21 protein-coding genes are annotated in these 24,731 nt (G+C 70.1%); 13 read left to right on the top strand and 8 right to left on the bottom strand.

The window, feature by feature from the left end; translation table 11 throughout:
- The first annotated feature begins 392 nt into the window (after positions 1-392).
- Positions 393-3,584: an RICIN domain-containing protein gene (locus tag ACGFNV_RS28735; RefSeq protein ID WP_393626152.1), complete on the top strand. Its 3,192-nt coding sequence runs from the start codon at positions 393-395 to the stop codon at positions 3,582-3,584.
- Between the two features lie 110 nt (positions 3,585-3,694).
- Here the strand turns inward: ACGFNV_RS28735 and ACGFNV_RS28730 are convergent, their stop codons facing one another.
- The 3 genes from ACGFNV_RS28730 to ACGFNV_RS28720 all read right to left on the bottom strand — a co-directional run bounded on the left by ACGFNV_RS28730 (position 3,695) and on the right by ACGFNV_RS28720 (position 5,978).
- A complete protein-coding gene (locus tag ACGFNV_RS28730; RefSeq protein WP_393626151.1) occupies positions 3,695-4,894 on the bottom strand; it encodes an MAB_1171c family putative transporter in 1,200 nt (399 codons plus the stop codon).
- Positions 4,891-5,469 (bottom strand): hypothetical protein, encoded by a 579-nt coding sequence (locus ACGFNV_RS28725; RefSeq protein WP_393626150.1) that lies wholly within the window; start codon positions 5,467-5,469, stop codon positions 4,891-4,893. Before ACGFNV_RS28725 ends, ACGFNV_RS28730 begins: the two co-directional genes overlap by 4 nt.
- 68 nt (positions 5,470-5,537) lie before the next feature.
- A complete protein-coding gene (locus tag ACGFNV_RS28720) occupies positions 5,538-5,978 on the bottom strand; it encodes a helix-turn-helix domain-containing protein (protein WP_393626148.1) in 441 nt (146 codons plus the stop codon).
- Between the two features lie 266 nt (positions 5,979-6,244).
- Here ACGFNV_RS28720 and ACGFNV_RS28715 point away from each other — a divergent pair, with 266 nt between their 5' ends.
- The 3 genes from ACGFNV_RS28715 to ACGFNV_RS28705 all read left to right on the top strand — a co-directional run bounded on the left by ACGFNV_RS28715 (position 6,245) and on the right by ACGFNV_RS28705 (position 9,079).
- Complete coding sequence (locus ACGFNV_RS28715) at positions 6,245-6,658, top strand: hypothetical protein (protein ID WP_393626147.1); 414 nt, start codon at positions 6,245-6,247, stop codon at positions 6,656-6,658.
- Positions 6,659-6,800: 142 nt separating this feature from the next.
- On the top strand, positions 6,801-8,585 hold the full coding sequence (locus ACGFNV_RS28710; protein ID WP_393626146.1) for a DNRLRE domain-containing protein: 1,785 nt from the start codon (positions 6,801-6,803) through the stop codon (positions 8,583-8,585).
- Between the two features lie 248 nt (positions 8,586-8,833).
- On the top strand, positions 8,834-9,079 hold the full coding sequence (locus tag ACGFNV_RS28705; protein WP_393626145.1) for a hypothetical protein: 246 nt from the start codon (positions 8,834-8,836) through the stop codon (positions 9,077-9,079).
- 16 nt (positions 9,080-9,095) lie between these two features.
- Here the strand turns inward: ACGFNV_RS28705 and ACGFNV_RS28700 are convergent, their stop codons facing one another.
- Positions 9,096-10,070 carry a DUF3152 domain-containing protein gene (locus ACGFNV_RS28700; RefSeq protein WP_393626144.1) on the bottom strand — a complete coding sequence of 325 codons (975 nt, stop codon included), beginning with the start codon at positions 10,068-10,070 and terminating at the stop codon, positions 9,096-9,098.
- A gap of 138 nt (positions 10,071-10,208) precedes the next feature.
- Between ACGFNV_RS28700 and ACGFNV_RS28695 the strand changes: the two genes are divergently transcribed.
- From ACGFNV_RS28695 to ACGFNV_RS28665, 7 genes are all read left to right on the top strand, one after another.
- A complete protein-coding gene (locus ACGFNV_RS28695) occupies positions 10,209-10,904 on the top strand; it encodes a response regulator (RefSeq protein ID WP_393626142.1) in 696 nt (231 codons plus the stop codon).
- A 35-nt stretch (positions 10,905-10,939) separates the two neighbouring features.
- Positions 10,940-12,388, top strand: coding sequence for a sensor histidine kinase (locus ACGFNV_RS28690; RefSeq protein ID WP_393626414.1), 1,449 nt, complete (start codon positions 10,940-10,942; stop codon positions 12,386-12,388).
- Entirely contained in the window at positions 12,385-12,969 is a 585-nt protein-coding gene (locus ACGFNV_RS28685; protein WP_393626141.1) for a hypothetical protein, read from the top strand. The genes ACGFNV_RS28690 and ACGFNV_RS28685 overlap by 4 nt, the downstream gene beginning before the upstream one ends.
- Positions 12,970-13,077: 108 nt before the next feature.
- Positions 13,078-13,899, top strand: coding sequence for an SAM-dependent methyltransferase (locus ACGFNV_RS28680; protein WP_393626139.1), 822 nt, complete (start codon positions 13,078-13,080; stop codon positions 13,897-13,899).
- A 232-nt stretch (positions 13,900-14,131) separates the two neighbouring features.
- Positions 14,132-15,895, top strand: a complete 1,764-nt coding sequence (locus tag ACGFNV_RS28675; RefSeq protein WP_393626137.1) for a cation:proton antiporter — start codon at positions 14,132-14,134, stop codon at positions 15,893-15,895.
- 95 nt (positions 15,896-15,990) lie between these two features.
- Positions 15,991-16,308, top strand: a complete 318-nt coding sequence (locus ACGFNV_RS28670) for a hypothetical protein (protein WP_393626136.1) — start codon at positions 15,991-15,993, stop codon at positions 16,306-16,308.
- A 171-nt stretch (positions 16,309-16,479) separates the two neighbouring features.
- On the top strand, positions 16,480-18,060 hold the full coding sequence (locus tag ACGFNV_RS28665; protein WP_393626135.1) for a GMC oxidoreductase: 1,581 nt from the start codon (positions 16,480-16,482) through the stop codon (positions 18,058-18,060).
- A 29-nt stretch (positions 18,061-18,089) separates the two neighbouring features.
- On the opposite strand, the gene ACGFNV_RS28660 is transcribed toward ACGFNV_RS28665, so the two are convergent.
- From ACGFNV_RS28660 to ACGFNV_RS28650, 3 genes are all read right to left on the bottom strand, one after another.
- Positions 18,090-19,133: a cytochrome d ubiquinol oxidase subunit II gene (locus ACGFNV_RS28660; RefSeq protein WP_393626134.1), complete on the bottom strand. Its 1,044-nt coding sequence runs from the start codon at positions 19,131-19,133 to the stop codon at positions 18,090-18,092.
- Complete coding sequence (locus ACGFNV_RS28655; protein ID WP_393626133.1) at positions 19,130-20,599, bottom strand: cytochrome ubiquinol oxidase subunit I; 1,470 nt, start codon at positions 20,597-20,599, stop codon at positions 19,130-19,132. Before ACGFNV_RS28655 ends, ACGFNV_RS28660 begins: the two co-directional genes overlap by 4 nt.
- A 112-nt stretch (positions 20,600-20,711) precedes the next feature.
- Entirely contained in the window at positions 20,712-21,551 is an 840-nt protein-coding gene (locus ACGFNV_RS28650) for an SDR family oxidoreductase (RefSeq protein ID WP_393626412.1), read from the bottom strand.
- Positions 21,552-21,835: 284 nt separating this feature from the next.
- Between ACGFNV_RS28650 and ACGFNV_RS28645 the strand changes: the two genes are divergently transcribed.
- Complete coding sequence (locus ACGFNV_RS28645; protein ID WP_393626131.1) at positions 21,836-23,074, top strand: low temperature requirement protein A; 1,239 nt, start codon at positions 21,836-21,838, stop codon at positions 23,072-23,074.
- Between the two features lies 1 nt (position 23,075).
- On the opposite strand, the gene ACGFNV_RS28640 is transcribed toward ACGFNV_RS28645, so the two are convergent.
- Positions 23,076-23,840: a helix-turn-helix domain-containing protein gene (locus tag ACGFNV_RS28640; RefSeq protein WP_393626130.1), complete on the bottom strand. Its 765-nt coding sequence runs from the start codon at positions 23,838-23,840 to the stop codon at positions 23,076-23,078.
- A gap of 224 nt (positions 23,841-24,064) precedes the next feature.
- Between ACGFNV_RS28640 and ACGFNV_RS28635 the strand changes: the two genes are divergently transcribed.
- Positions 24,065-24,730: a DUF4097 family beta strand repeat-containing protein gene (locus ACGFNV_RS28635; protein ID WP_393626128.1), complete on the top strand. Its 666-nt coding sequence runs from the start codon at positions 24,065-24,067 to the stop codon at positions 24,728-24,730.
- The last annotated feature ends 1 nt before the right edge of the window (position 24,731 follow it).

Here is a 24,731-nt window from a genome sequence, read left to right as displayed (position 1 = left end):
CGTTCGTAAGGTCGGGCAGACGCTAAGTGCGGGACGTAGGACGCGTCAATACTTCCGACATCCCTATGTCGGGGCCCGGAAAGGGAGTTGCGAGGGGGCCGCGCGTACAGGTTTCCGATGCGTTTCGGAGGGTGCGCGAGAAGTATTGACACCCGCACGGTCACCTCCTACTTTCCCTTCACGCGAACCGGTTCGACATCGGGGTGCCCTCTCATCTCCATCGCTTTGACCCGAACGGGCTTCCTCGTAAGTGGAAAGCGAACCGGTTCGATGAAGGAGTCAGGGGAGAGCGACGCCACCGTCACCCGAACCGCGAGCGCCAACCCACCCACACGTCCGGCACGGGGGCCGAACAGCAAGACCCAGCCCTATCCCTGAAGGGACGTAAGCACATGCCAGCAATCGGGCGAAGACGCTCGACGACGAGACGTCTCCTGCGCGGCGTCGCCAAGACGCTGCTCCCGCTGACCGTCGTCGCCGGTGTCACCACCGTGACGGCAACGCCGGCCTCCGCCGCAACTCCCACCCTCACCGTCGACCTGGGCGCCGGCACCGGAGCCTTCCGGGGCGGGGCCTCCGGGGCGCTGTACGGCCTGTACGGCCCGGAGGTGCCGACGAACAACCTCATCGAGGGGATGGGGCTGAAGACCACCAACACCAAGTACCAGGACGGACAGCAGCACCCCGGCTCGGACGCGCTGGAGATCGCGAAGCCCTTCGTGGACAGCGGCGGCGGGGACGTCTTCATCTACATGACGGACGTGTACCGCGCCAACTACGAGCGGACCAGCTACTCGGCCTACCAGGCGGCCATGAAGACGCAGGTCGAGCAGGCGATGGCCAGCCCGTACGCGAGCCACATCGTCTTCATCCCCTACAACGAGCCCGACCTGAACTGGTTCAGCGGCATGCGCACCAACGCCACCGCGCTGGCCAACTTCAACGCCGAGTGGCGCCAGACCTACAACTTCATCAAGGGCATCTGGCCCGCGGCACGGCTGGCAGGTCCCAACACCTCCAGCTACAGCGACTCCTCCCTCAGCGGCTTCCTCACGTACTGCAAGGCCAACAACTGCCTGCCCGACGTGGTGACCTGGCACACCCTGGGCAGCCCGGCGGGCGTCCGCAGCACCGTCGACGCCTACCGTGCGGTGGAGACCGCCGCGGGGATCACCTCCCCGATCCCCGTCAACCTCAACGAGTACGCCCACCGCTACCACCTGACCGACCCCGGCCAGATGGTCCAGTGGATCGCGGCCATCGAGGACGAGAAGGTCGACGGCAACCTGCCGTACTGGAACATCAACGGCAACCTCGGCGACTCCGCCGCCGCCCAGAACACCCCCAACGCCCAGTGGTGGCTGTACAACTGGTACAGCTCCATGAGCGGCAACACCGTCAAGGTCACCAGCAGCGGGGCCAACGCCGCCTACACCCTCCAGGGCCTGGCGAGTGTGGACACGGCCAAGAAGCAGGCGCGTGTCATCCTCGCCGGCGGCGGCACCAGCGGCGCCTCGGACACGGTCATCAAGAACATCGACCCGGCGGTCTTCGGCAGCACCGTGCACGTCAGCGTCTTCCAGGACCGCTACAGCGGCTACATAGGCGCGGCGGCCACTCCGACCCGCCTCTCCGACGCCGACGTCGCCGTGGGCTCCGACGGCTCGATCACCCTGCCCATCACCCTCGACGCGATGTCCGCGTACCAGGTGATCGTCTCCCCGGGCGGCACCGGCAGCACGACCGCGTCCGACGCCACCTGGACGGGCACGTACGAGGCCGAGAACGCCACGCTCAGCGGCAGCGGCTACAACATCAACACCGAGGGCACGACCGGCAACGTCGGCAAGTTCGCCACCTCGGGCACCAAGGACGTCGGAGGCCTGCGCACCGGCTCGACCACGGTGATCTCCTTCCCCGTCTCCGTCCCCACCACCGGCGACTACGACCTGTCGGTGTTCGGCAACAGCTACGCCAAGGACGCCGACGTCAAGGGGCCGACGAACGTGTACGCGCGGGTCGACGGCGGTGCCTCCACCAGGATCGACATACCGGTCGGCTTCCAGTGGGTCGTGTGGGGGCACGATGACGCCACCGTGCACCTCACCGCGGGCAGCCACACCATCACGCTGGCCACCACCGGCGACAACGGCGCGACGACCGTCGGCGACGCGATCATCGACAAGATCGACCTCACGTACCAGGACCCCTCGGTCCAGGGCACCACCCTCTACGAGGCCGAGCAGGCCAACCTCTCCGACAGCGGCACCGCCACCTACGCCGCCCAGGGCCAGTCCGGCGCGGGCGCGGTGAACCTCACCTCCGGCAAGTCCGCGACCTTCTGGGTCTACTCCGCGCGGGACGGATACGCCGACCTGACGGCCCGCTTCCGCAACACCGGCCAGGCCGGTCTCACCGTCAACGGCAAGACCGCCGACGACCAGACCCTCTCCGGCGCGACGACCGGCGCCTGGTCCACCTCCACCAACCGGGTGTACCTCAACGGCGGCATCAACAAGGTCAAGGTGACCGGTGCCGGCGGCACCCTCGCCCTGGACAACCTGGCCGTCACCCCCTTCAGCGCCACGTCAGCCGTCACCACCGGCAACGTCGTCACCTACCAGGCCGAGAACGGCACCCTCACCGGCACCGCGACCGTCGACAACACCTACAACCAGGCCAACGGCGGCGTCGTCACCGGCATCGGCAACGGAACCGCCAACTCCCTCACCCTCGACGTCAACGCGCCCGCGGCCGGCACCTACGCCATGACCATGCGCTACGCCAACGCCGAGGAACTGCCCTCCAACCACTACAACCCCGACCTGTACGCCGAGCACGCCGACGTCAGCGTCAACGGCGGCACCGCCACCCGCGTCAACTTCGCCAGCACCCTGCACTGGAACCAGTTCCAGAACTACACGGTCCCCGTGACCCTCGCCAAGGGCGCCAACACCGTCAAGTTCACCGCCTCCCAGCTCTACAATTGGGACGGCACCACCGTCGGCGTGGTCTACTCGGGCGGCGGCAGCGACATCGGACAGCCCATGCGCTCCAGCTCCGCGCCCCACCTCGACCAGGTCTCCTTCGCACCGGTGGGTCTGCACATCGGCGCCGCGTCCGGCTTCTCCTCCACGGCCGTCGCGCAGCACAGCGGGCTCTGCCTGGAGGACCCCGGCCAGTCCACCGCCAACGGCACCCAGTACCAGCAGAACACCTGCGGAAGCGGCCAGGATCAGGTCTTCGACTTCCACCCCGTCACCGGCACGACCGACACCTACACCGTCGTCAACCACTTCAGCGGCAAGTGCCTGGACGTCAGCCAGCTCTCCACGGCCGACGGCGCCGCCGTCCAGCAGTGGACCTGCCTCAACGGCGCCAACCAGCGCTTCACGCTCCGGCCGGTGACCGCGCTCGGCAACAGCCACGACTACCAGCTCGTCGCCGTGCACAGCGGCAAGTGCGTCGACGTCAGCACCATCTCCACCGCACCCGGCGCCCTGGTCCACCAGTGGACCTGCGACGCGGCAAGCGCCCTGACCACCAAGAAGAACCAGATCTGGAGGCTCAACGGCAAGGACTGACCCGACCCGCCACCTCGAAGGACATGCTGGGTATCGGCCCGCCGACCACGGTTCGGCGGGCCGATACCCTCACGTCGGCGTCGGGACGGGGCCAGTGTGACCCGCGCTGTTCAGTCGTTGGCCGGCACGGTCAGGGCCGCGGAGACGCTGCGGACCAGCGGGTGCCGGCAGTGCGCGGCCAGCAGTTCCAGCCACTCGAGCGGGTCGCCACTGTGTCGGGTGCTGTCGCTCGAGGGCTCCGGGGCCTTGGTCGGCGGCATTGCCGTCTGCGTCATGGATGCCCGCGCGATGGCGCAGCGCAGGACGACGGCCTCGGTGGCCGCCGCAAGCCGCGGACCGGTGACCCCGTGGGCTGCGAGCTGCTCGCGCGCCGCCGTCTCGACGGTGGGGCTGCGGAACGGGGTGAGGGCGAGTATCGCGTCACTGCTCTCGATCGTGTAGCGGTACAGCATGAGTTCAGGGTCGGCGCGCAGTTGGGCCGGGAGGGGAAGGACGACCTCGGGTACCGCGTCGGTCAGCATCCGCCACAGCGGTTCGAGGCGGCGCAGTCTGCGGCGGTCGGCGTATGCACGCCATCTGTCCGTCAGGGCCGGCCAGGCGATCCCGGAGCTGGACAGCAGCAGTGCACCGGTCAGCAGGACCTGGGTGGTGGGCACGACGACGGCGTCGTCGAACAGCGGGATGCCGGAGTCGCGCAGGGCCAGGTAGGCGCACCGGTGCAGGGCGTAGACGATGGCTGTCACGGCGCCCGCGCCGATCAGATTCAGGGAGGTCCGCAGGGGGCCTGGAGGGGCCTGCTTGTGGTGCCGTAGGCACATCACCCCGATCGCTGCCACTCCCCAGAGCACGTAACCGATGTAGATGGCCCAGTAGGCGGTGTGGGCCGCCGAGTGGTCGGTCAGAAGATACTGCTCGCCGCTCGGGCGGGGGGCCAGGAAGAAGGCTGTGCACAGGGCGGCTGCCACCACCGGAAGGGGAAGCCAGTCGCGGGTTCGGCCTCGGTGAGCCGCGCCTGTTGCGGCGGACGTCCGACGCACGAAGGCGGTGAGGCACGTGATGGCGGACATGCCGAGCAGATGGCTGATGACATTGGTGATGCTCGGTACACCGGTGACGGTGTCGATCACGCGGCGCACTGCAGGGACTCCGACGGTGACCGACAGGGTGACCAGGGCGATGACTCCGGCGAGCAGCCGGGCGGGCGCGGATTCCGGTACGGCGCGGCTGCGCAGTGCCCGACGGGCGGAGTGCACGGTGAGGGACCACATCGGGACCAGCAGGACGACCTCGTACGGGCGGATGGCCGTCACCGGCGACGCACCAGACCGAGGGCGCGAGCCAGCCGGTCGAGGCTCTCCGCCCCCTCGTGGACCGGCGGAGCGCCATGGGACGGGCGCTCGGTCGACCGCTGGTGGATCAGGGTGGCCAGCAGCTCGGCCTGCTGCTCCTGCAGTTCGGTGTAGTCGGTACGGCCGCGGGCCAGCAGCCTTCGGACCATGGCGGGATCGAGGCCGGGGAAGAGCGCTTCCATCCCGGGTAACGAACCGCCGCCGTCGCTGTCCGTCGTGCGGTGGTCGAGCAGGAGGTGGGAGATCTCGTGCAGGATGATGTGCCGCTGGTGCAGGGCGTTGGTGGACGTCTCGTAGAAGATGTGATCGGTATGGCCGAGGCTGACCCACAGTCCGCACAGGTGGGCGGTGGCTCCCGCCTGCTTCGGCAGGGGGGACAGGGACAGCCGCCTGCCGTGCTGTTCTTGGATCGCGGCGCACAGCGCGTCGATGGTCAGGGGCTGCGACCGTCCGAGCGGGAGGCCGTCCAGGATGGCATCGCACCGGGTGCGGAAGTCGGACCAGGACTCTGCCCGTAACCGGTTGCCGTCCCGCACCGCGCCCCTTCTTCCCCCGACCGCTCGGCGGCGTGCCGCGCGGTCATAAGCCTTGGCCACAGGAAAGTCTAAGCCTCCGGCCCGTCGTGCTCCCGGGACTGGTCGGCGGCCTGTTCGACGAGGCCGCGCACCACGTCCAGGCCGTGGGCGGAGAGGGTGGCCACCGTCGCCGCGCGCAGAGCGACCGCCTTGACGTCGTTGTTGCGCATGGCTGTGAGGAGGGCGAGCTGGGCCATGGTCCGGTCGGCGACTGCGTCGTCGACGAAGTAGCCGACCGGTACGCCGAAGAAGTCGGCGAGCGCGCGAAGCGTTCCGATGGTGGGGTTGGGTGCCTTGCCGTTCATCAGCATCGACAGCCGGCCCACCGAGAGTGAAACGCCTGCAGGCTCCTCCACCGCCTTGATGCCGTCGACCACCTCCTGAAGGGTGTGGCGCCTGCCCAGGGGTTGCACATGCTCGAAGAGGTACTCGAGGCGGGCGGCCAGCCGCTGCCCCTCGGTCTCACTCACGGTCGCTCACCTCTCGACGCCTCCTGTCAGGGAGGCATTATCCCGCGCGCCGCGCGCGGTCCGTGCGCCGACGCTCGCGGTGATACCCACACCGGGAGGCAGAACATAAAGATGCACTTGATGAACGCATCGGGAAGGGGGAGGGGTGTATCCACTCGACAAGAAAGCGGTGTTGCGCTGCGTTGGAGATCAAATGCTTTCACTTAAGTGAAACGCGATGCTAGTGTCGCGGACAGCAACGACGTCACTTCACCAGGAGGCATCACATGGTTGGGAAGATCAGCAGGTTCGCGGCCGTCGCGGCGGCGGCGACGGCGCTCGTGGCTATCGCGGGGAACCCGGCGAGTGCGGCGGGCACGGCGTACAACACGCGGACTCTGACCCTGAACGGCAACCCCTCGCCGTCCGACGCCACCGCGTGCGTCAGCAAGTCCATCACCCTGGCCGCCGGCAACTACACGTGGTCGCAGGTCTTCGACTCCTTCCGCGTCCCGACCCGCGACATCTCCCTGGCCGCGGGCTCGTACACGTGGAAGGACTGCCTGGTCCCTGGGGACGGTGGCTACACGCAGACCTCCTACCTCGCCAAGTCCGGTTCCCCGGCGGCGACGCTCGTCAGCGGCGTGGGCACCACCACCGGCTCCCACACGTTCGGCTCGCTGCTCGACCCCAAGTTCTGACCCGCACCGCGGACATGACTGACTGGGGCCGACCGTGCCGTGAACCGGCACGGTCGGCCCCAGGGCCATGCCGTCCAGATCGTGAGAGGCGGACTCACACGTGCATCGTCACAGTCAACGGCGTCTCCTGAAGAGATGCCTCGTGACGGCGGGAGGCGGAGTGGCGCTCCTGGCGTCATTGCTCGTCCCGCCGTCCCAGGCGGCCGAAACCGGTGAGACGGCCAAGACGGCGGCCGTCACGGCGTCGACGCCCACGGCATCCCCCATGACGCAGACGGGGCCGCGCAACATCATCAAGCGGCTGCAGGACACCTACATCACCAACGCGGACGGCGTCGACCACTCGCAAGGGCAACTCCTGCACGTCGGCACGCCCGACAACGGCACCACGAAGTACCGCAGCTTCATGCGCTTCGACGTTTCCAAGCTCCGCGGAGCCCCGATCTCGAAGGCATACCTGCGGGTCTACAACTCCTTCGTCTCGGACTGCGCCGCGAAGGCCTGGATGGGCGTCTACCCGGTGACCCAGCCGTGGGACCAGTCCACGATCACCTGGGCCAACCAGCCGGCCGTCGGCGCGGGAAAGGGTACGTGGTTCGGACTCGGCCACCCGAACTGCCCGGACATCCCGAACAGGACCAACCCTGCCGCGTCCAACGGCATCCAGCGCATCGACGTCACCGACTGGGTGAGGGCGTGGGCCAACGACGCCTCGTTCCCGAATTACGGCATCAGGTTCTCGGCGCAGGAGGACACCAGTTCCGGCTACAAGGACTTCTGTTCCATGAACACGGTGTCGACCGACTACGCGTGCCACGCCGCGTACAACACACCGACGCTTGAGGTCGAGTTCAACGCCGGCTCCACACCGATCATCTCGGGCAACGGGTACGGCCCGACGTACCCGAACAACTACCCCACGGCGCACTCGGCACTGGAGTTTCTCGACTCCACCAGCCCGGACGTCTGGCCCGCCTCGGGCCCGTACCAGCGATGGATCCCGGACGCTTACCACTCGGTCTTCGACACGACCCTGAAGGGTGACTCCTGGGCCGGCGGCACCTCACACAAGCTGCGCCCCGGCGGCACGTACGGCGGACAGGTCCTCGTCACGGGCGACGGCGCCAGCGGATTCGTCGGCGTGATCCCGTACCCGTCCCTCGCCGGCTACCACTGGGCGATCAACGTGGGCGACCCGAACGACCTGCACGGGGTGGAGATGCTGCCGGACGGCACGGTCATCGCCGCGTTCGCCTCGCGGGTCTTCGGTTCGGAGGGGATCGCCGGAGGGCTCGCGGTCTACTCCAAGGCACAGGGCACCCCGGGCGACTGGAGCGCCACGCCCGTCCAGCAGACCTCCCTCGCCGGCGCGCACGAGGTCCTCTACGACCCGAGCAGCAACTCGGTGTGGGCTGTTGGCGATGAGCTTCTGGTGCGGTACGACTACGTCGACGGTCGGCTCAAGTGGGGGAAGGCCTGGCCTCTTCCCCAGCAGATCGGCGCGAAGAAGGCGTACGGCCACGAACTCACCCCGGTCTACGGCAACACCGACCGGCTGTGGGTCGGTGCCAACGCCGGCATCGTCCAGTTCTCCAAGAGCGGTGCCGTCGACTGCTACGACGACTCGCAGGGCACCTGGCCACTGCCGGAGTACGTGGCCGGGGCGGAGAATCACTGGTGTACGAACTATGCGAACCGGGCCGAGGTCACCAAGCGCACCCTCATCAAGAGCGTTGGGAACGCCCCCACCACGGGCGCCGTGATCTCCACCTGCTCGACAGGGTGCCCGGAGACACAGGCAGCGGGCAACTCCTGGGACACCGCGTACATCCGCTTCGTCCCCACCAGCGGCCCGCAGTCCCTGGAGTCGGTCTCCGCCGCCGACCGGCGCTACAAGGCCACCTGGGCCGTACCCGCCTACCAGTGAGTACTGGTCGTCGTCATCCAGAAGCCAACCTGCCCCGACGGCTTCCGCCTGACACAGTGATCTCGTCTGACGCAACGGTCTGAACGCTGTACTTCCGTGCCCGGGTGACCCGGGTGAGGGATCCCATGACCAAGCTGGCGTGGGCAGCAGGGCTCAGGCGGTCGTGGTCACGTAGACGGGGCTGGTGACGCCTGGTTGCTGAGGCCGCAGTCGACGGCGACGGGGCATTCCCCCTCGATGAACGCCTCGTGGTCACTGTCGACCGGGGCGGCGCCGAAGGCGCGGACGCGACGGCCAGGCCGCTCAGCCGGCCCGAGCCGCCCACCCCGTCCACGCCCACTCCCACGAGGTCGCCCTCGGCGCCGTCCGCAGAACTCACCGACCTCACGACCGTGCGCCGGCCGGTCAGGGAGCTGGGCGAACTCGCCGGGCGGGGGCTGCTCGGCGTCCGGCGCGGCGAAGAGACCGAGCATGACATCGCCGCACCGACGTAGCTGGGCAGGTGGCCGACTAGGGAACGGCCGGTCCCGTCAGGTAGCGGCCCCGTTCGTCGTACGGCCAGACGTTGGGGACGCAGCCGTTCATTCCCTTGATCTGTTGCATCATCGCGGGAGCCGGCTGCCCCGGCCCCGGGCAGCCCACGTGGTTGTGGCGGAGGAAGTGGCCGACCTCGTGGTTGATGATCAGCGCGCGGTAGGCCGTGACGTCCTTGGCGTAGACGGGGGTCGCGAGCAGCCAGCGTTCGAGGTTCACCATCACGTTGTCGCCCCAGCTGCAGTTGTAGTCGCCCAGGGTGTCCAGGCCGCCCTCCAGGCACTTCTTGTCCACGGTCGCGGGCGTCGCGACCCGGACGACGAAGTCGGTCGCGCCGGTCGACACCCGCTGGAACGCCGAGTGTCCGTCCCTCGTCCAGCCGCGCCGGTCGGCCAGGATGCGGTCCACCTGCCGGGCGACGTCGGCGGCGGACAGGTCGAGGTTGTCCTCGACCTCGACCCGGTAGCGCAGGGCGGTTCCCGTCCCCGCCTTGGCGCTTCCGCCGGCCGCGACGGTGTACGTGCCCGGTCCCGTGGCCGGGATGTCGGGCTCGGAGGAGGTCTTGGGAGGCGGGGAGGAGGCGCCGGCGGACCGACCGGACGACGGGTGCCGGTGCGGGCGCGGGGGCGGGGAGCTGTGCGTCGCCTCACCGGAGCCGGACCCGGAGCCGGGCTCGGAGGTGGCGTCGGGCTCGGAGGTGGCGTCGGCTTCGGCGCTCCCCGTGCTCGCGGCGGTACCCGGGCCGGACGCGGCGCGCCCGGTGGGCTCGGTGCGGGCGGTGTCGCGCGTTCGGTCCGCACCGGACGTGGTCGTGTCCATGAGCGCGAATCCTGCGGCGCCCAGGACGGCCAGCGCGACCAGGCCTGCCCACAGGGGTCCCTTCCGCTTGGGCGGTGAGGCGTGTGAGGGGCGGCTACGGCCACGGGTGTGGCGTGCTGTGCGCGTGGTCATGTTGGTCAGGTTGTGATCGTAGTGTGATCAGATCTGGCCCAAGCGGTAACGAAAGGGTAACGGTTGATCCGTTACAGGTTTTATGATCATCCGGTAACAAGGCCGCGGGTGGCCGGAGTTCGTGCGGATACTGGGCGCATGCCACGCGTTCTCCTGATCGAAGACGACCGTGCCGTGCGGGAGGGCGTCGCACTCGCCCTGCGCCGCCAGGGCCACGAGGTCGCCGCAGTCGACACCGGGGAGGACGGGCTGGAACGGCTGCGGTCCTTCCGGCCGGACGTGGTGGTGCTGGACCTGATGCTGCCCGGCATATCCGGCCTGGACGTGTGCCGCGGGATACGCACCCTCGACCAGACCCTGCCGATCATCATGGCGACCGCGCGGGGCGACGACGAGGACATCGTCGTAGGACTGGAGGCGGGGGCCGACGACTACGTCGTCAAGCCCGTGCAGGCCCGAGTGCTGGAGGCACGCATCCGCGCCGTGCTGCGCCGCGCGGCCGCCGGCGCGCCCGCCGAGGGCGGCATACCGAAGATCGACACGTACGGAGACCTCGCCGTCGACCGGGCCGGGCTCTCGGTCGCCCTGCGGGGCGCGCCGATCGCGCTCGCCCCCTCCGAACTACGGCTGCTGCTGACCCTGTCCGCCTCGCCCGGCCAGGTGTTCAGCCGACAGCAGCTGCTGGAGGCGGTCTGGGAGCACAGCTACCACGGGGACGCCCGGCTGGTGGACGCCTGCGTCAAGCGGCTGCGCGCCAAGATGGGCGAGCCGCCGCGTGATCCCCGCTACATCCAGACCGTGCGCGGCTTCGGCTACCGGTTCGCGGCCCAGTGAAGCGTCCACGCGTCCCCCAACTGCGCGGCCTGCGGATGCGGCTGGTCGTGGCGTTCGTGCTCGTCGCCGGTCTCACGGTCGCCACCACCGGCGCGCTGACCTTCCGTGAGGCGCGCACGGGCGTCCTCCAGCAGAGCCAGGACGCCGTGATCAAAGTGCTGCGCGCCCAGGTCGACCGGCTCGCTCCGCAACTCGGCTTCCCGCCGGGCGAAGCCGAACTGCGGCGGCTCACGGCCGACGTGGCCCGCGCCGAGCCCTCCGGGACCTGGCGCGTCCTGGCCACCTACGGCGACCTGCGGGCCACCTCCGTCCCCGGCGACCCCTTCGAGGAGCTGACCCCCGCCCTGCGCAAGGCCGTGGACTCCAGCATGGCCACCGTCTTCCAGCGGGTGGACGCCGGCGACCACACCTCCCTCGTCGTCGGCATGACGGTCACTTTCGCCGAGCCGCCCAGGAAAGGCGAGTACGCCTCCGGGGTCCATGTCTTCCTGACCGTGCCGCAGACCACGGAACGGGCCTACGTCGACGCCCTGGTCACCGCCATCGAACGAGCCACCGTGCCCGCGCTGGCGCTGGCCGTACTGCTGGCGCTGCTCGCCGCGCGCGGGGTTCTGCGGCCCGTACGGGCGCTGCGCCGCGCCACCCGCAGCATCGCCGAGGGACGGCTGGACACGCGGCTGGCCGTCGACGGATCCGACGAACTCGCCGATCTGTCGCACACGTTCAACGAGACGGCCGCCGCGCTGGAGGAGTCGGTGGCCGAACTGCGCGGCATGGAGGCCCGGGCCCGCCGGTTCGCCGCGGACGTGTCGCACGAGCTGCGCACCCCGCTGGCCGCCATGTCGGCGGTCACCGACGTCCTCGACGAGGACGCCGCCCGCCTGGACCCGGACACCGCCACCGCGGTCCGCCTGATCAGCGAGGAGACCGTGAAGCTGGCCCGGCTGGTGGACGACCTCATGGAGATCTCCCGCTTCGACGCGGGCGCGGCGGTGCTGCACCTGGACGAGATCGACCTCGCCGAGTCGCTGCGGCGCACCCTCGCCGCCCGCGCGTGGACCGACCTCGTGGACACCGACCTGCCACCGCCCGACGCCCTGCGCACCCGCGTCGACCCGCGCCGCCTCGACGTCGTCGTCGCCAACCTGGTCGGCAACGCCCTGCGGCACGGGGCCCGGCCCGTCGCACTCCGGCTGTACGAGGGCGGGGAGCCGGACGCGCGGCGGCTCGCGGTCATCGAGGTGTCGGACAGCGGGCCCGGCATCCCCGACAGCGTGCTGCCGCATGTCTTCGAGCGGTTCTACAAGTCGGACGCCGCCCGCACCCGCACCGAGGGCAGCGGCCTGGGCCTCGCGATCACCGCGGAGAACGTCCGGGTGCACGGCGGCACCGTCCGCGCCGCGAACCGGCCCGAGGGGGGCGCCGTCTTCACGGTGGAACTCCCGTTGCCCGGCGACCAGTTTCCCGAGGAGAACCGCTGGTGACTCCCGCACCCCGGCCCACGACCGCTCTGCGCCGCACCGCGCTGTTCCTCCTCCCGGCGCTGTGCGCCCTCACCTCCTGCGGCATTCCCGCGACCGGCGTGGTGCAGGCGGGCGGTCCCGCCGTCGGGATCGTGCCGAAGACCCGGGTCTACTTCGTGCGGGACGGCCGCCTGGTCTCCGTCCCGCGCGAGACCGACGCGCCGGGCGATGTCGACTCGGCCGTGGAACTCCTGCTCCTGGGCCCGAGCGACGCGGAGCGGAACAAGCGGATGAGGACGGATCTGCCCCCAGGCCTCTTGAATCTCGCCGGTGTCCCCCCGGCCACGGGCGGCCCCACCGCCGTGCCGCAGGGGGATTCCTCGCCCGGCCGGGCGACGGTGACAGAGCGGGACGGTGAAATCACCGTGCACCTCAAATCGCTGAACGATGAGTTGGGTGACCTCGCGGCGGACCAGATCATCTGTACGGCCGTCGCGGCGCAGCGCGTCGCCGATCCCGGAGCCGAGCCGGCGCCGGTGAGCGTCACGGACCCGGGCGGCCGACGCGTCGAGGGAACCTCGGGGCGGTGCCCCGATGGCTGAGGGGTTGCGTGAATCGGTGGCCTTAGCCATGCCAGGATGATGATCTGACAGTCACTCATCCCGTTTCACGCGGTGGCGGGACACGGGTCCAGGACGGAGCCAGGCAGTATGACCTCCCCTCTCAGCGGCGGTGCCGCCCAGCCCCTGAAGATCGACACGAGCAGGCCCCATCCGGCCCGGATGTACGACTACTTCCTGGGCGGGAAGGACAACTACGAGGTCGACCAGGAAGCCGCCGAGAAGTTCATCGAGGCGGCCCCCGAGGTACGGGTGGCCGTCCGCGCCAACCGGCACTTCATGCACCGCGCCGTCCGGCACGTCGTCGCCGAGGGCGGCATCCGGCAGATCCTGGACATCGGCACGGGTCTGCCGACCGAGCCCAACGTCCACCAGACAGCGCGCGCCACAGCTCCCGGGACCCGCGTGGCCTACGTCGACAACGACCCGATCGTCAGCGCCCACTCGAGGACTCTGCTGGCCGACGACGACACCAACACCTCCGTCGTCCTGGCCGACCTGCGCGATCCCCGGGCCATCCTCGACCACCCCGAGGTGCGCGAGGTCATCGACTTCGACGAGCCGGTGGCGCTGCTGCTGGTCGCCGTCCTGCACTTCATCACCGAGGCGGAGGACCCCGACGCCCTCGTCGCCACCCTCCGCGACGCGCTGCCCACCGGCTCCTACCTCGTCCTGTCGCACGCGACGGGCGACCTCCACGAGGACCGGCGCGAAGGCGCGGCGGCCGTCTACAACAACGCCACCGCCACCATGAACCCCCGCACCCGGCCCCAGGTCCTGAACTTCTTCGGCGACTTCACCCTGATCGACCCGGGCCTGACCCCGGTCCCGGACTGGCGCCCCGAGCAGCCCCCCGCGCCCGACACCCCGCCGATCGGTATCTACGGCGGAGTGGCCCGCAAGAACGGCTGAACCGGGGGTGGGCGGCGGCAAACGATGACGGCCGGGCGGCAACGGTCTGCCGCCCGGCCCTCCAGCCCTTCCCTCGCAAGGCCGGACGCCTTCGGGGCGCCCTGCAACGCCGGCGTCCCGGGAGGAACCCGTGTGCCCCCGTCGGACATGCGAAGGGCTCCCCACCGAGTGAGCATGGGACGCGGACGGTGAGCGGCATCGGCGATGGGACGGGCCGGAGGAAGGGCGGGCGGTGACGACCGACGAGATCCTCTTCGGCGTGGGCCTGACCTTCGTTCTCGCGGTCGGCTCCCAGATCGTCGCCTCCCGTGTGCGGGTGCCGGCGTTGATCATCCTGCTCCCGGCGGGGTTCGTGGCCGGGGCCCTGACCGACGACATCCACCCCGACCGGCTGCTGGGCCCGGCCTTCCAGCCCCTGGTGTCGCTGGCCGTGGCCTTGATCCTCTACGACGCCGGCCTAGGGCTCGACCTGCGCAGGCTCCAGGGGCGCCCGCGCCGCACCGTGGTCAGGTTGATCGTGGCCGGAGTCGTCCTGTCCTGGGCCTCCGCCGCGCTGTTCGCCGCCCCCGTGCTGGGGATGTCCGGGCAGGCGGCACTCATGCTCGGCGCGATCCTCGTGGTCTCGGGTCCCACGGTCGTCGGGCCACTGCTCGCCTTCGTCCGGCCTGCCGAGCGGCCCCAGCGGATCCTCACCTGGGAGGGCTCCCTCGTCGACCCCGTCGGGGGCATCCTGGGTGCTCTGGTCTACGCCGCTGTCCTCGACGACGGCCATGACAGGGGCTTCGCCAGTCGGGTGGGGCAGTTCGCGGTCAGTGTCGGGGTCGGACTGGCGGGTGCCGCCGTGGGGACGGCGTTGCTGTGGCTGCTGCTGGCCAGGCTCCGGCTAGGCGACGTGCTGGCCACCTCCGCACAGGTGGCCACGGTGATCGCGGCTGCCGCGGCCTGCGACATGGTCCGCGACGATTCCGGGCTCATCGCCGCCATCGTCATGGGGCTCGCGGTGGTGTACCTGCCTGGATACGACGTGCCCGAGGAGCGCCCCTTCATCGAGACGCTGGTCCGGTTGATCATCGGGTTGCTGTTCGTCTCCATCTCGTCAACGGTCACCCCCGCCTCGTTGCGCCACGTCGTCCTGCCGACACTCGGCCTCGTCGCGGTCCTCCTACTGCTCGCGCGTCCGCTGACCGTGTGGCTGGCGACGCTCGGGGCAGGCATGACACGCGGCGAGCGCGGCTTCCTCGCGTGGATGGCCCCGCGCGGCATCGTGGCCGCGGCCAACGCGTCGACCTTCTCCGCCGGTCTCGTCGCGGCGGGCATCGGCGGGGCTTCGAAGATCCTCCCGGTCACTTTCCTGGTGATCGCCGCGACCGTCACGCTCTACGGCCTGACGGCGGTCCCCGTCGCCCGTCGCCTGGGCGTCACCCGCTCCACCCGGGCCCGCCCCCTGCTCGTCGGTGGTGATCCCTGGGCCATCGACCTCGGGCGCGTACTGCGCTCGGCGGGGATCGAGGTGCTGATGTGGGCCAGCTCCGAGGAACAGAGGGCACGCATCCGGGAGGCCGGACTCGAACTGGCGCCAGGGGAACTGCTGGCAGCGGCCACCGGACGCGGCGCCCGGCTCGAAGCCATCACAGCGGTGCTGCTCCTGACCGACGAAGACGACTTCAACGCCTTGGCCTCGACCGTCCTGCACCGCGCCGGCGGCGTTCCGGTCTACCGCCTCGGACCGCGCAGCCGGGAGTACGGAGTCGTGGCCCCCTACGGCACTGGGGAGACCCTGCTCGCCCCGGACCTCACCCGTCTCGCCGTCTCCCAGCGCTACGCCCAGGGCGCCCGTGTCGTGGCCCGGCGCTTCGACGGCCCTGTTCCGCACGAGTACGACCTGCTGCTCCTGGTGCGCCCCGGTGGCCGACTGGCACCCGCCGACGGCGGTGGCAGGCCCACACCGCGGCCCGATGACATCGCTGTCGTGATCGGACCGGCGCAGGCGGGCTGAGGGAGGGGGGAAGACCGTCCGCCGCTCGTCCGTGCGCCGCCCCCGAGCCCTGCATATGGTGGACGAAGGGGGAACCGAGGGAACGGATGACGACCATGACCGTAGCGAACGTCACCCCCCAGGAGGTCCGCCCCGCTCAGCCGGACGCTTCGGAAAAGGGCGACGCCAAGACGCCCCGTGCGGCAGCCGAGCGAGCGGTGACGCACAACGCCGTGGCGCTGGACGTCTTCGGGCAGCGCGTCGAACTGCCCCCGCCCGACCACCTCGCCTTTCTGGCGGGCCTGGGCGTTCTGGCCGCCTTGGAAGTCGTCGAATGGCCGGTGGCGCTGCTCCTGGCCGTCGGACATCAGCTCGCCCACAACCACCACAGCCGGGTGCTGCGCGAGTTCGGCGATGCCCTGGAAGAGGCCTGACGGAGGTTCACGCCGCCCCCGGAGAGCCCGCCGCCACGACCCGCCGCGCGGCGGGTCGTGGCGGCGGTGGCTTCCCTCCGGGTCGCCGATCCCGGCGGTGACCGATAGCGTCGAAAGAGGAGTGAACACCCCAATCGCCCCAGCGGATGCTACTGCGAACGGGTCCCCCTCATGGCTGACGATCAGCACTACGACGTCATCATCATCGGCACCGGAGCAGGCGGCGGTACGCTCGCCCACCGGCTGGCCCCCACCGGCAGGCGGATCCTGATCCTGGAACGCGGCGACTACCTGCCGCGGGAGCGGGACAACTGGGACTCCACCGCCGTCTTCGTCAAGGGCACCTACCGTGCCCCGGAGTTCTGGTGCGACAAGCACGGCAACGAGTTCCCTCCGGAGGTCAACTACTACGTCGGCGGCAACACCAAGTTCTACGGCGCCGCGCTCTTCAGGCTCCGGCCGGAGGACTTCGGTGAACTGCGCCACCACGACGGCGTCTCCCCGGCCTGGCCGATCCGTTACGAGGACCTGGAGTCGTACTACACCCAGGCCGAGCAGCTCTACCTGGTTCACGGGCGGCACGGCGAGGACCCCACCGAGGGGCCGACCAGCGGCCAGTATCCGCACCCCCCGGTCGAGCACGAGCCGCGCATCCAGCAGCTCAGTGACGATCTGGAGAAGAGGGGGCTGCACCCCTTCCACCTGCCCATCGGCGTGAACCTCACCCAGGACGAGAACGGCGGGGCCACCCGTTCCAGCGCCTGCATCCGCTGTGACCGGGTCGACGGCTTCCCCTGCCTGCTGGGTGCCAAGTCCGACGCCCAGGTGATCTGCGTCGACCCGGCCCTCAGGCACGACAACGTCACGATGGTGACGGGCGCCCATGTGCGGCGCCTGGACACCGACCCGACCGGACGCACCGTCACCAGGGCCGTCGCCGAACTCGGGGACGGAACGACCGAGTCGTTCAGCGCCGACATCGTGGTGGTCGCCTGCGGTGCGGTCAACTCCGCAGTCCTGCTGTTGCGTTCGGCCAACGACAGGCACCCCGGCGGCCTGGCCAACAGCTCGGACGTGGTGGGACGCCACTACATGCGTCACAACAACGCGGCCCTGATGGCGGTGTCCAGGGAACCGAACCCCACCAGGTTCCAGAAGACGCTGGCGCTGCACGACTGGTACCTGGGCGCGGACGACTGGGACTTCCCGCTCGGTGGCATCCAGATGCTCGGCAAGTCGGACGCCGACCAGATCCATGGCGAGGCGCCCCGCTGGGCCGGTGCCGTCTCGCCCGACATGCCGTTCGAGATGCTGGCGCACCACGCGGTCGACTTCTGGCTGTGCGGGGAGGACCTGCCACTGCCCGAGAACCGCGTCACCCTCGACAAGGACGACCGCATCCACCTGGCCCTCGACGAGAAGAACAACATCGCCGGGCTGGATCGCCTCCGGCACAAGCTGCAGGGGATGCTCGGGCACCTGGGCATGCACGAGCACCATCTGCTGTCGCACAGCATCTACCTGCACAAGGGCATGCCGATCGGAGCGACCGCGCACCAGGCGGGCACCGTACGGTTCGGCGCCGACCCGAAGAGCTCGGCCCTCGACGTCGACTGCAAGGCCCACGACCTCGACAACCTCTACGTGGTGGACACCAGCTTCTTCCCGAGCATCGGCGCGGTGAACCCGTCACTGACCGCCATCGCGAACGCCCTGCGGGTCGGTGACCGCATCGCCGCACGGCTGAGCTGACCAGGCCCTGAACCTGGGCCGGTGTGCCGTCAGAGGTTGTCCCCGGGTGTTCCCGCGGCCCCGGTGTCGGCATCCGTGAGCGGTTCCAGTTCGCCCATGGTGTCGAGCCGGTACAGCAGCACCAGAGCCGGGCCGACCAGGACGACCGCGATGAGCGTGACGATCGCCAGCCAGCGCAGGGTGTCCGCGGCGCCCGCCCCCTGGGCCACCGTCAGCGAGGTGGGCAGCAGATAGGGCCGTTGCGCGAGGCCCCAGGCACCGACGGTCAGGGCGACGCTCGCCACCGAGGTGTAGCGAGAGAAGCCGTAGGACCGCCGCAGCAGGAGCAGCACTGTGGCCAGGCCGCAGACCGCGGCCAGGACGACCAGCAGCAGGCCCCAGCCGCCGGTGAGGCCGTCCCAGACGTACCGGGCGTCGACGCGGGTGACGGGCAGACCGATGAGCGCGAGGACGACGACGGCGGCGAAGGCGAACAGCGCGCGCACCCGGAAGTAGCCGATGAGGTCGTCGGCACCGAACCGCCGGGCGTCGGAGCAGAGGAACACCGCCCCCAGGAACGCGGTGGCGGCGATGGCCAGCAGTCCCGCCAGGACGGAGGTCCCGTTGGCCCAGGCGTCCGCGGAGGCCGTCGTGCCGACCGCGACCCGACCGGAGGCGATGCCGCCGAGCACCGCCCCGAGGAAGAACGGCGTGAGGAGCGATGACACGGCGAACATCGCGCCGTAGACCCGGCGTTGGGCCAGTCGGCGGGTCGGTTTGCGCAGGGCGAATCCGGCGCCGCGGAGCACCAGCCCGACGGCGGCGAGGACGAGCGGCAGCCACATCGCGGCGAAGACGGCCTGGAACATCGTCGGAAAGCCGGTCCACATGGTGACCAGGACGAAGATCAGCCAGACGTTGTTGACCTCCCAGACCGGTGCCATGGCGTGGTCGATGAGCCACCGGGGCCGTCGCCCGCGCTCCGCTCCTCCGGCCAGCAGGTCCCAGAAGCCGGCGCCGTAGTCGGTGCCCCCGGCGCAGGCGTAGGCGGCGATCGCGAGCACCATCACCCAGGCGATGAGATCGGCCATCATGACGCACCGCCGGCGGAACGGCCGGGCGGGGCCGGGGTGGCCGCGGGCCCGGGTCCTTTGGGCCCGTAGGGGGTGTCGGTCTCCGGGGGCGGTACGGTGCCCGCGGCGGCACGGCCCTCGTCGGCGAGGCGCCAGCGTGTCCGCATTTTCAGGACGACCGCGAGGAACGAGCCGAAGACGGCCACGTACACGGCCATGACGATGCCGAGCATGGCCCACAGCGACCCCGCCCCGGTGGCTGTCACCGCCTCCGACACTCTCATGTGGTGGTAGACGATCCAGGGCTGGCGCCCCACCTCCGTGGTGATCCAGCCGCACTCCACGGTCACCAGACAGGCGACTCCCGCGACGGCGGCGCAACGGAAGAACCAGCGGCTGCGGGGGAGGTCCCGGCGCCGCAGCCGACACCAGCCGTACCAGAGCGCGAGCAGGATCAGCAGGCTGCCGATGGTGACCATGATGTCGAAGGCCCAGTGGGCGATGGTGGCCTGGACGACGGTGGGGCGGTCGGCGGCCGGTACCGACGTCAGCCCGGTCACCCGGGTGCTGGGCTTGAAGCCGGCGAGGATCGAGTCCAGCTGCGGGATCTTGAGTCCGCCGGAGATCGTCCCGTCGCTGTTCAGCCTTCCGAACATGTACTCGGGCACGTGGGTGTCCGTCTTCCAGACGAGCTCCATGCCGGCGAACTTGACCGGCTGCTTGTGGAAGACGGCACGGGCGGCGGAGTCGCCGAGCGCGAACTGCACCGGTGTGAGGATCGCGGCCACGGTGAACGGCACCGTGAAGCCGAGCCTGTGGTACCGGTCGCGGCGCCCGCGCAGCCACCCGACCGCGTACACGCCGGCGACCACGTAGCCGGCGGTCAGGAACATCGCCACCACGAAGTGCCAGTACTCCGCGCCGAAGATCGGTGTGAAGACCGCCTGCCGCACATCGACGTGTACGGGACTGCCCTGTGCGTCGAGCGCGAACCCCTGCGGCGTGTTCATCCAGGAGTTGGCCGCGATGATGCCGAACGCCCCCAGCAGAGCGGTCAGGGGCAGGGGTACGGCCAGCCAGAAGTGCGTCCAGGGCTTGAGCCTGCGCCAGCCGTAGAGGTAGACCGCGATCAGCACGGCCTCCAGGAAGAACGCCCATGCCTCGACCCCGAACCCCAGGCCGAACACGTCACCCCAGCGGCCCATCATCCCGGGCCACAGCAGGCCGAACTCGAAGGACAGCACGGTGCCGGTGACCACACCGATGGCGAACTGCACCGCCATCACCGCCGACCAGCGGCGGGCGAGTGTGAGGGCGACGGCGTCGTCGCGGCGCAGTCCGCGGTAGTGCATCAGCAGGGTGATGAAGGGCAGTGCCACACCGAACGGGACCAGCAGGATGTGCGAGGCGAGGGTGAAGGCCATCAGCTCGCGGGCCGGCAGGAGTTGGGGAGGGGTGTTCGCCAGAAGTGCCGCTGTGCCGATCATGTGTGCCTCGGTGGTCCGGAGTGCCGCGGGGCTCGGGCGGCGAACAGCCCGGCGAAACCCCGGCCGCCGAGGATCCCCACCCGGCGGGGCGTGACGTGATCCCGCATGGAGGTCAGCCTCCGGTGGCGAAGCCGGGGAAGAGTGTCATTCCGCCATCGACATAGAGAGTGGTGCCGACGACGTAGTCGAGCAGATCGGACGCCATGGCGACGACGGCGCCCGCGATGTCGTCGGGGTCGCCCACCCGGTTGTACGGGATGAGGCGCAGCAGGTCGGCCTCGGCTTCGGGGGTGGACCAGGCGTCGCGGTTGATCGGTGTGCGGATGGCGCCGGGTGCGACGGCGTTGACCCTGATCCGTTCGGGGGCCAGCTCCTGGGCCAGGGTCTGCATCAGCATGGACACACCTCCTTTGGAGGAGGCGTAGTTCACGTGCCCCGCCCAGGGGATGACCTGGTGGACCGAGCTCATGCAGATGATCTTCCCGGCCGACCGCGAGACCTCCTCCACCACGCCGCGTCGCCGGAACTCCTTGGCGGCCTCCCGGGCGCACAGGAACTGACCGGTCAGGTTGACGTCGATGACCTTCTGCCACTGGGCGAGCGTCATGTCGGTCAGGGCCGCGTCCCGTTGTAGGCCCGCGTTGGCCACCATGATGTCGATGGTGCCGAACTCCTCGACCATCCGGGCGACCATGGCGACCACCTGGTCCTCGTCGGACACGTCGGCCTCGTGGGCGTAGGCGCGGACCCCGAAGTCCTTGATCTGCCCCACGACCTTCTCGGCCTCCTCCGCCCCGGCGACGTAGTTCACCACGACGTCCGCTCCGGCCCGGCCCAGGGCAACCGCGGTGGCCAGGCCGATACCGGAATTGGCGCCGGTCACCAGCGCCTTCTGGCCCCGCAGAAGCGGCACGGACATCGCGCGGGCGCTCTCGTCGGCCTTTCCTGCCATCACGATCTCTCCTTCGGTGTTGCGGACGGCACGCACGCCGGGAGCGGGCGACGTACAGGGGGACTTGGATGCGATCGACCCGACCAAAGCATCCTGCGCCGCGGGCGCGACAGAACGGCACGCCTCACAGCCGCATTCCGCCGGGCGCGTCACGCGGTCGGGCTATGAGCCGTGGCACTCGGCCCCGAGTGGGTCGGCCGTCCCGCCGGACTCGGCCGCCGCTCCGGTCTGGGTATCGTTCACGTCGGGGTCGGCGGCGAAGTGCGCGCCGTGGAGGGGGAGTTGTGTCGATACGTGGTGAGGATCACCGGCTGGTCGCGACGGACGGCAGTCATCGGGTGACACCGGCCGAGTTGTTCTTCGACCTGGTCTTCGTGTACGCGATCACTCAGGTCACGGCGCTGATGGCGGCCGATCCGAGTGCGCTGCGGCTGCTCGGCGGAACGGCCGTGCTCGCGCTGCTGTGGTGGTGCTGGTCCTGCTTCGCGTGGTTGGGCAACGTGGTGCGTGCCGACTCCGGCCCGCTGTCCGCCGTGCTGGTGTCGGTCATGGCGGTCGTCCTGGTCGTCTCCCTCATCGTGCCCGCGGTGTACGACGACGCGCCCGGCGGGCTGCCGGCCCCGCTGGTGTTCGTCCTCGGCTATGGCGCCGTCCGTGTCCTCCACCTGGTCACCTACTGGATCGCCAGCCCCGACGACCAGGTGCTGCGGGCCGTCCTGCGCCGTACGGCGCTGTTCTCGGTGGCGCCGCCGTTCGCCCTTCTGCTGCTGGGCACGGCCTTCACCGGTGTGGCGCGGATCCTGGTCTGGCTCGCCGCGGTGGCTTTCGACTACTTGGCCGTCTACGTCACCGGAGGGAAGGGCTGGCGGATCTCCTCGCCCGGCCACTTCGCCGAGCGCCATGGTCTGATCGTCATCATCGCGCTGGGCGAGTCGATCGTGGCCATGGGTGTCGGCGTGACCGGCTTGCCGCTGACCCCCGCGGTGGTGGCCGCCGTGGTCGCGGGTCTGCTGGTTTCCGCCGCTCTGTACCGTCTGTACTTCCGCCTTGTGAGCGAGGCCGCCGAGCATCGCCTCCACACCCTCACCTCCGACGCACGGACCCGCCTGGCCCGCGACGCCTATACGTTCCTCCACCTCCCTCTGGTGGCCGGGGTCGTCATCACGGCCCTGGGCATGAAGAAGGCTCTCCACCAGATCGCCGACACGGGCCACTACGACCTGACCGAGCCGCTGCACGGCGTGGTCGCCTGGGCTCTCCCCGGAGGCGTCGGTCTGTTCCTCCTCGCATCGGCGGCCGTCCTGCTCCGCGCCACGAACCACCGCTCCCCGGCCCTCTTCACCGGCGCCGCCCTCTGCCTCGTGGCCGGCCCGGCTCTCACCCTCGTCCCCTCCCTGCTGTCCCTCGCCCTCCTGGCCGCCGCGCTGACCACACTGCTGATCACCCACGACCGCACGGCCCGATCCGGCACGGGGTCGCCGGAACAGATCGTCGGCGACACGGGTGTGCCGTCAGCCGACTGATTCAGTCGACCGCCGCGCGATCCGGACTCGGCTCCACGGTGTCGTCCGAGGTGGCCCTGGGTTTGGTGTGGAGGATCTCGCGGGCCTGGTCCGCCGCGCGGGCGAGGCTCTCGGAGACGAAGTCGAGGAAGCGGGCGGTGTTCTCGAGGCGGGCGCCGGCCGGAGTGCCGGGGCCCAGGATGCCGACGCCCTGCCGTGTGGTCTCGGCGACCTGGGCGGTGGACCGGGCGCTGGACATCATCGCCTGGTACATGACCTCGTCGTCGACGACATAGCGCTCGCGACGCCGTTCGTCCCGTTCTCGGCGGACCAGGTCCTGGCTCTCGAGGAACGCGATCGCCTTGGAGACGGACGCCGGGCTGACCTGGAGGCGCTGGACGAGTTCGGCCGCGGTGAGGCTGCCGGTGTCGCTGATGGTGAGGCAGGCCATCACCCGCGCCATCATCTGGGGCGTGCCGGACTGCATGAAAACGGTGGTGAGTGTCTCCTCGTACGCGCGCACGGCCTCGGGATCGCGTCCGTACGCCTGCGGGGGCGCCTCGGCACCGCGGGGCGTGGCCTGCCTGCGGCGGTGGGCGCGGCGTTCACTGGCGCGCTGGGCGAGGTCGGCGCGGTAGGCGGTGGGGCCGCCGTTGCGCATCACCTCGCGGGTGACGGTGGAGGTCGGACGGTCGAGACGTCTGGCGATCTCCGCGTAGGCCAGCCCGTCGGCCAGCCCCAGCGAGATCTGCTGACGTTCCTGCTGAGTGAGCCTGCCGCCCGGCATTCGCGGCCTCCTTCATGGTGCGTGGTGGCCCACCATAGCGTTCACCGTCAATTCAATGCAACGAACTCGGTGAGGCTGTTGCATTAATAGGCAGAACCATTGCAACAATATCCAGGCTTTCACCTGCGTGTATTGCTGTCTTGCGCAACGTGTTTGTTGCCTGAACCTCGAACGCAACGTAGCGTTTCCAATGTCAGAAACGACAACGAGTCCAGGAGAACACCATGCAGAAGTTCGAGACCACCGCCCCCGTCTCCGCCGTCCTCTCCATCCCCGCGGGGCGCGTCCAGTTCATCGCCGCCGACCGCGCCGACACCACGGTCGACATCCGGCCGGCGGACGCCTCCAAGAGCCGCGACATGAAGAACGCGGAGCAGATCGAGGTCGCGTACGGCGACGGCGTTCTGCGGATCACGGCCGCGGAGGCGAAGAACCAGCTCTTCGGCCCCTCCGGAGCCGTCGAGGTGACCGTCCAGCTGCCGGCCGGCTCCCGGGTCGAGGCGAAGACGGGCAGCGCCGAACTCCGGGTCGTCGGACGCCTCGGCGACCTCGACTTCGAGGGCGCGTACCGCCAGATCAAGATCGACGAGGCCGCGAGCGTCCGCCTCACCGCCGTCGACGGTGACGTCGAGGTCGGCCGGCTGGGCGGCTCCGCGGAGATCAGCACCGCCCGGGGCGACATCCGCATCGGCGAGGCCGGACGCGGCACGGTCGTCCTGCGCACCGAGTCCGGCGACATCTCGGTCGTCGCCGCCGCCGGCGTCTCGGCCGCCCTGGACGCCGGTACCTCCCACGGCCGCATCAGCAACTCCCTCAAGAACGACGGCACCGCCGAACTCGACATCCGCGCCACCACCTCCAACGGCGACATCACCGCCCGCAGCCTGTAGA

It is taken from the genome of Streptomyces sp. NPDC048751 (genome assembly GCF_043198595.1).
GTDB lineage: Bacteria > Actinomycetota > Actinomycetes > Streptomycetales > Streptomycetaceae > Streptomyces.
The sequence above is the reverse complement of the archived record's forward strand: the minus strand, read 5'-3'. Positions and strand labels throughout refer to the sequence as shown.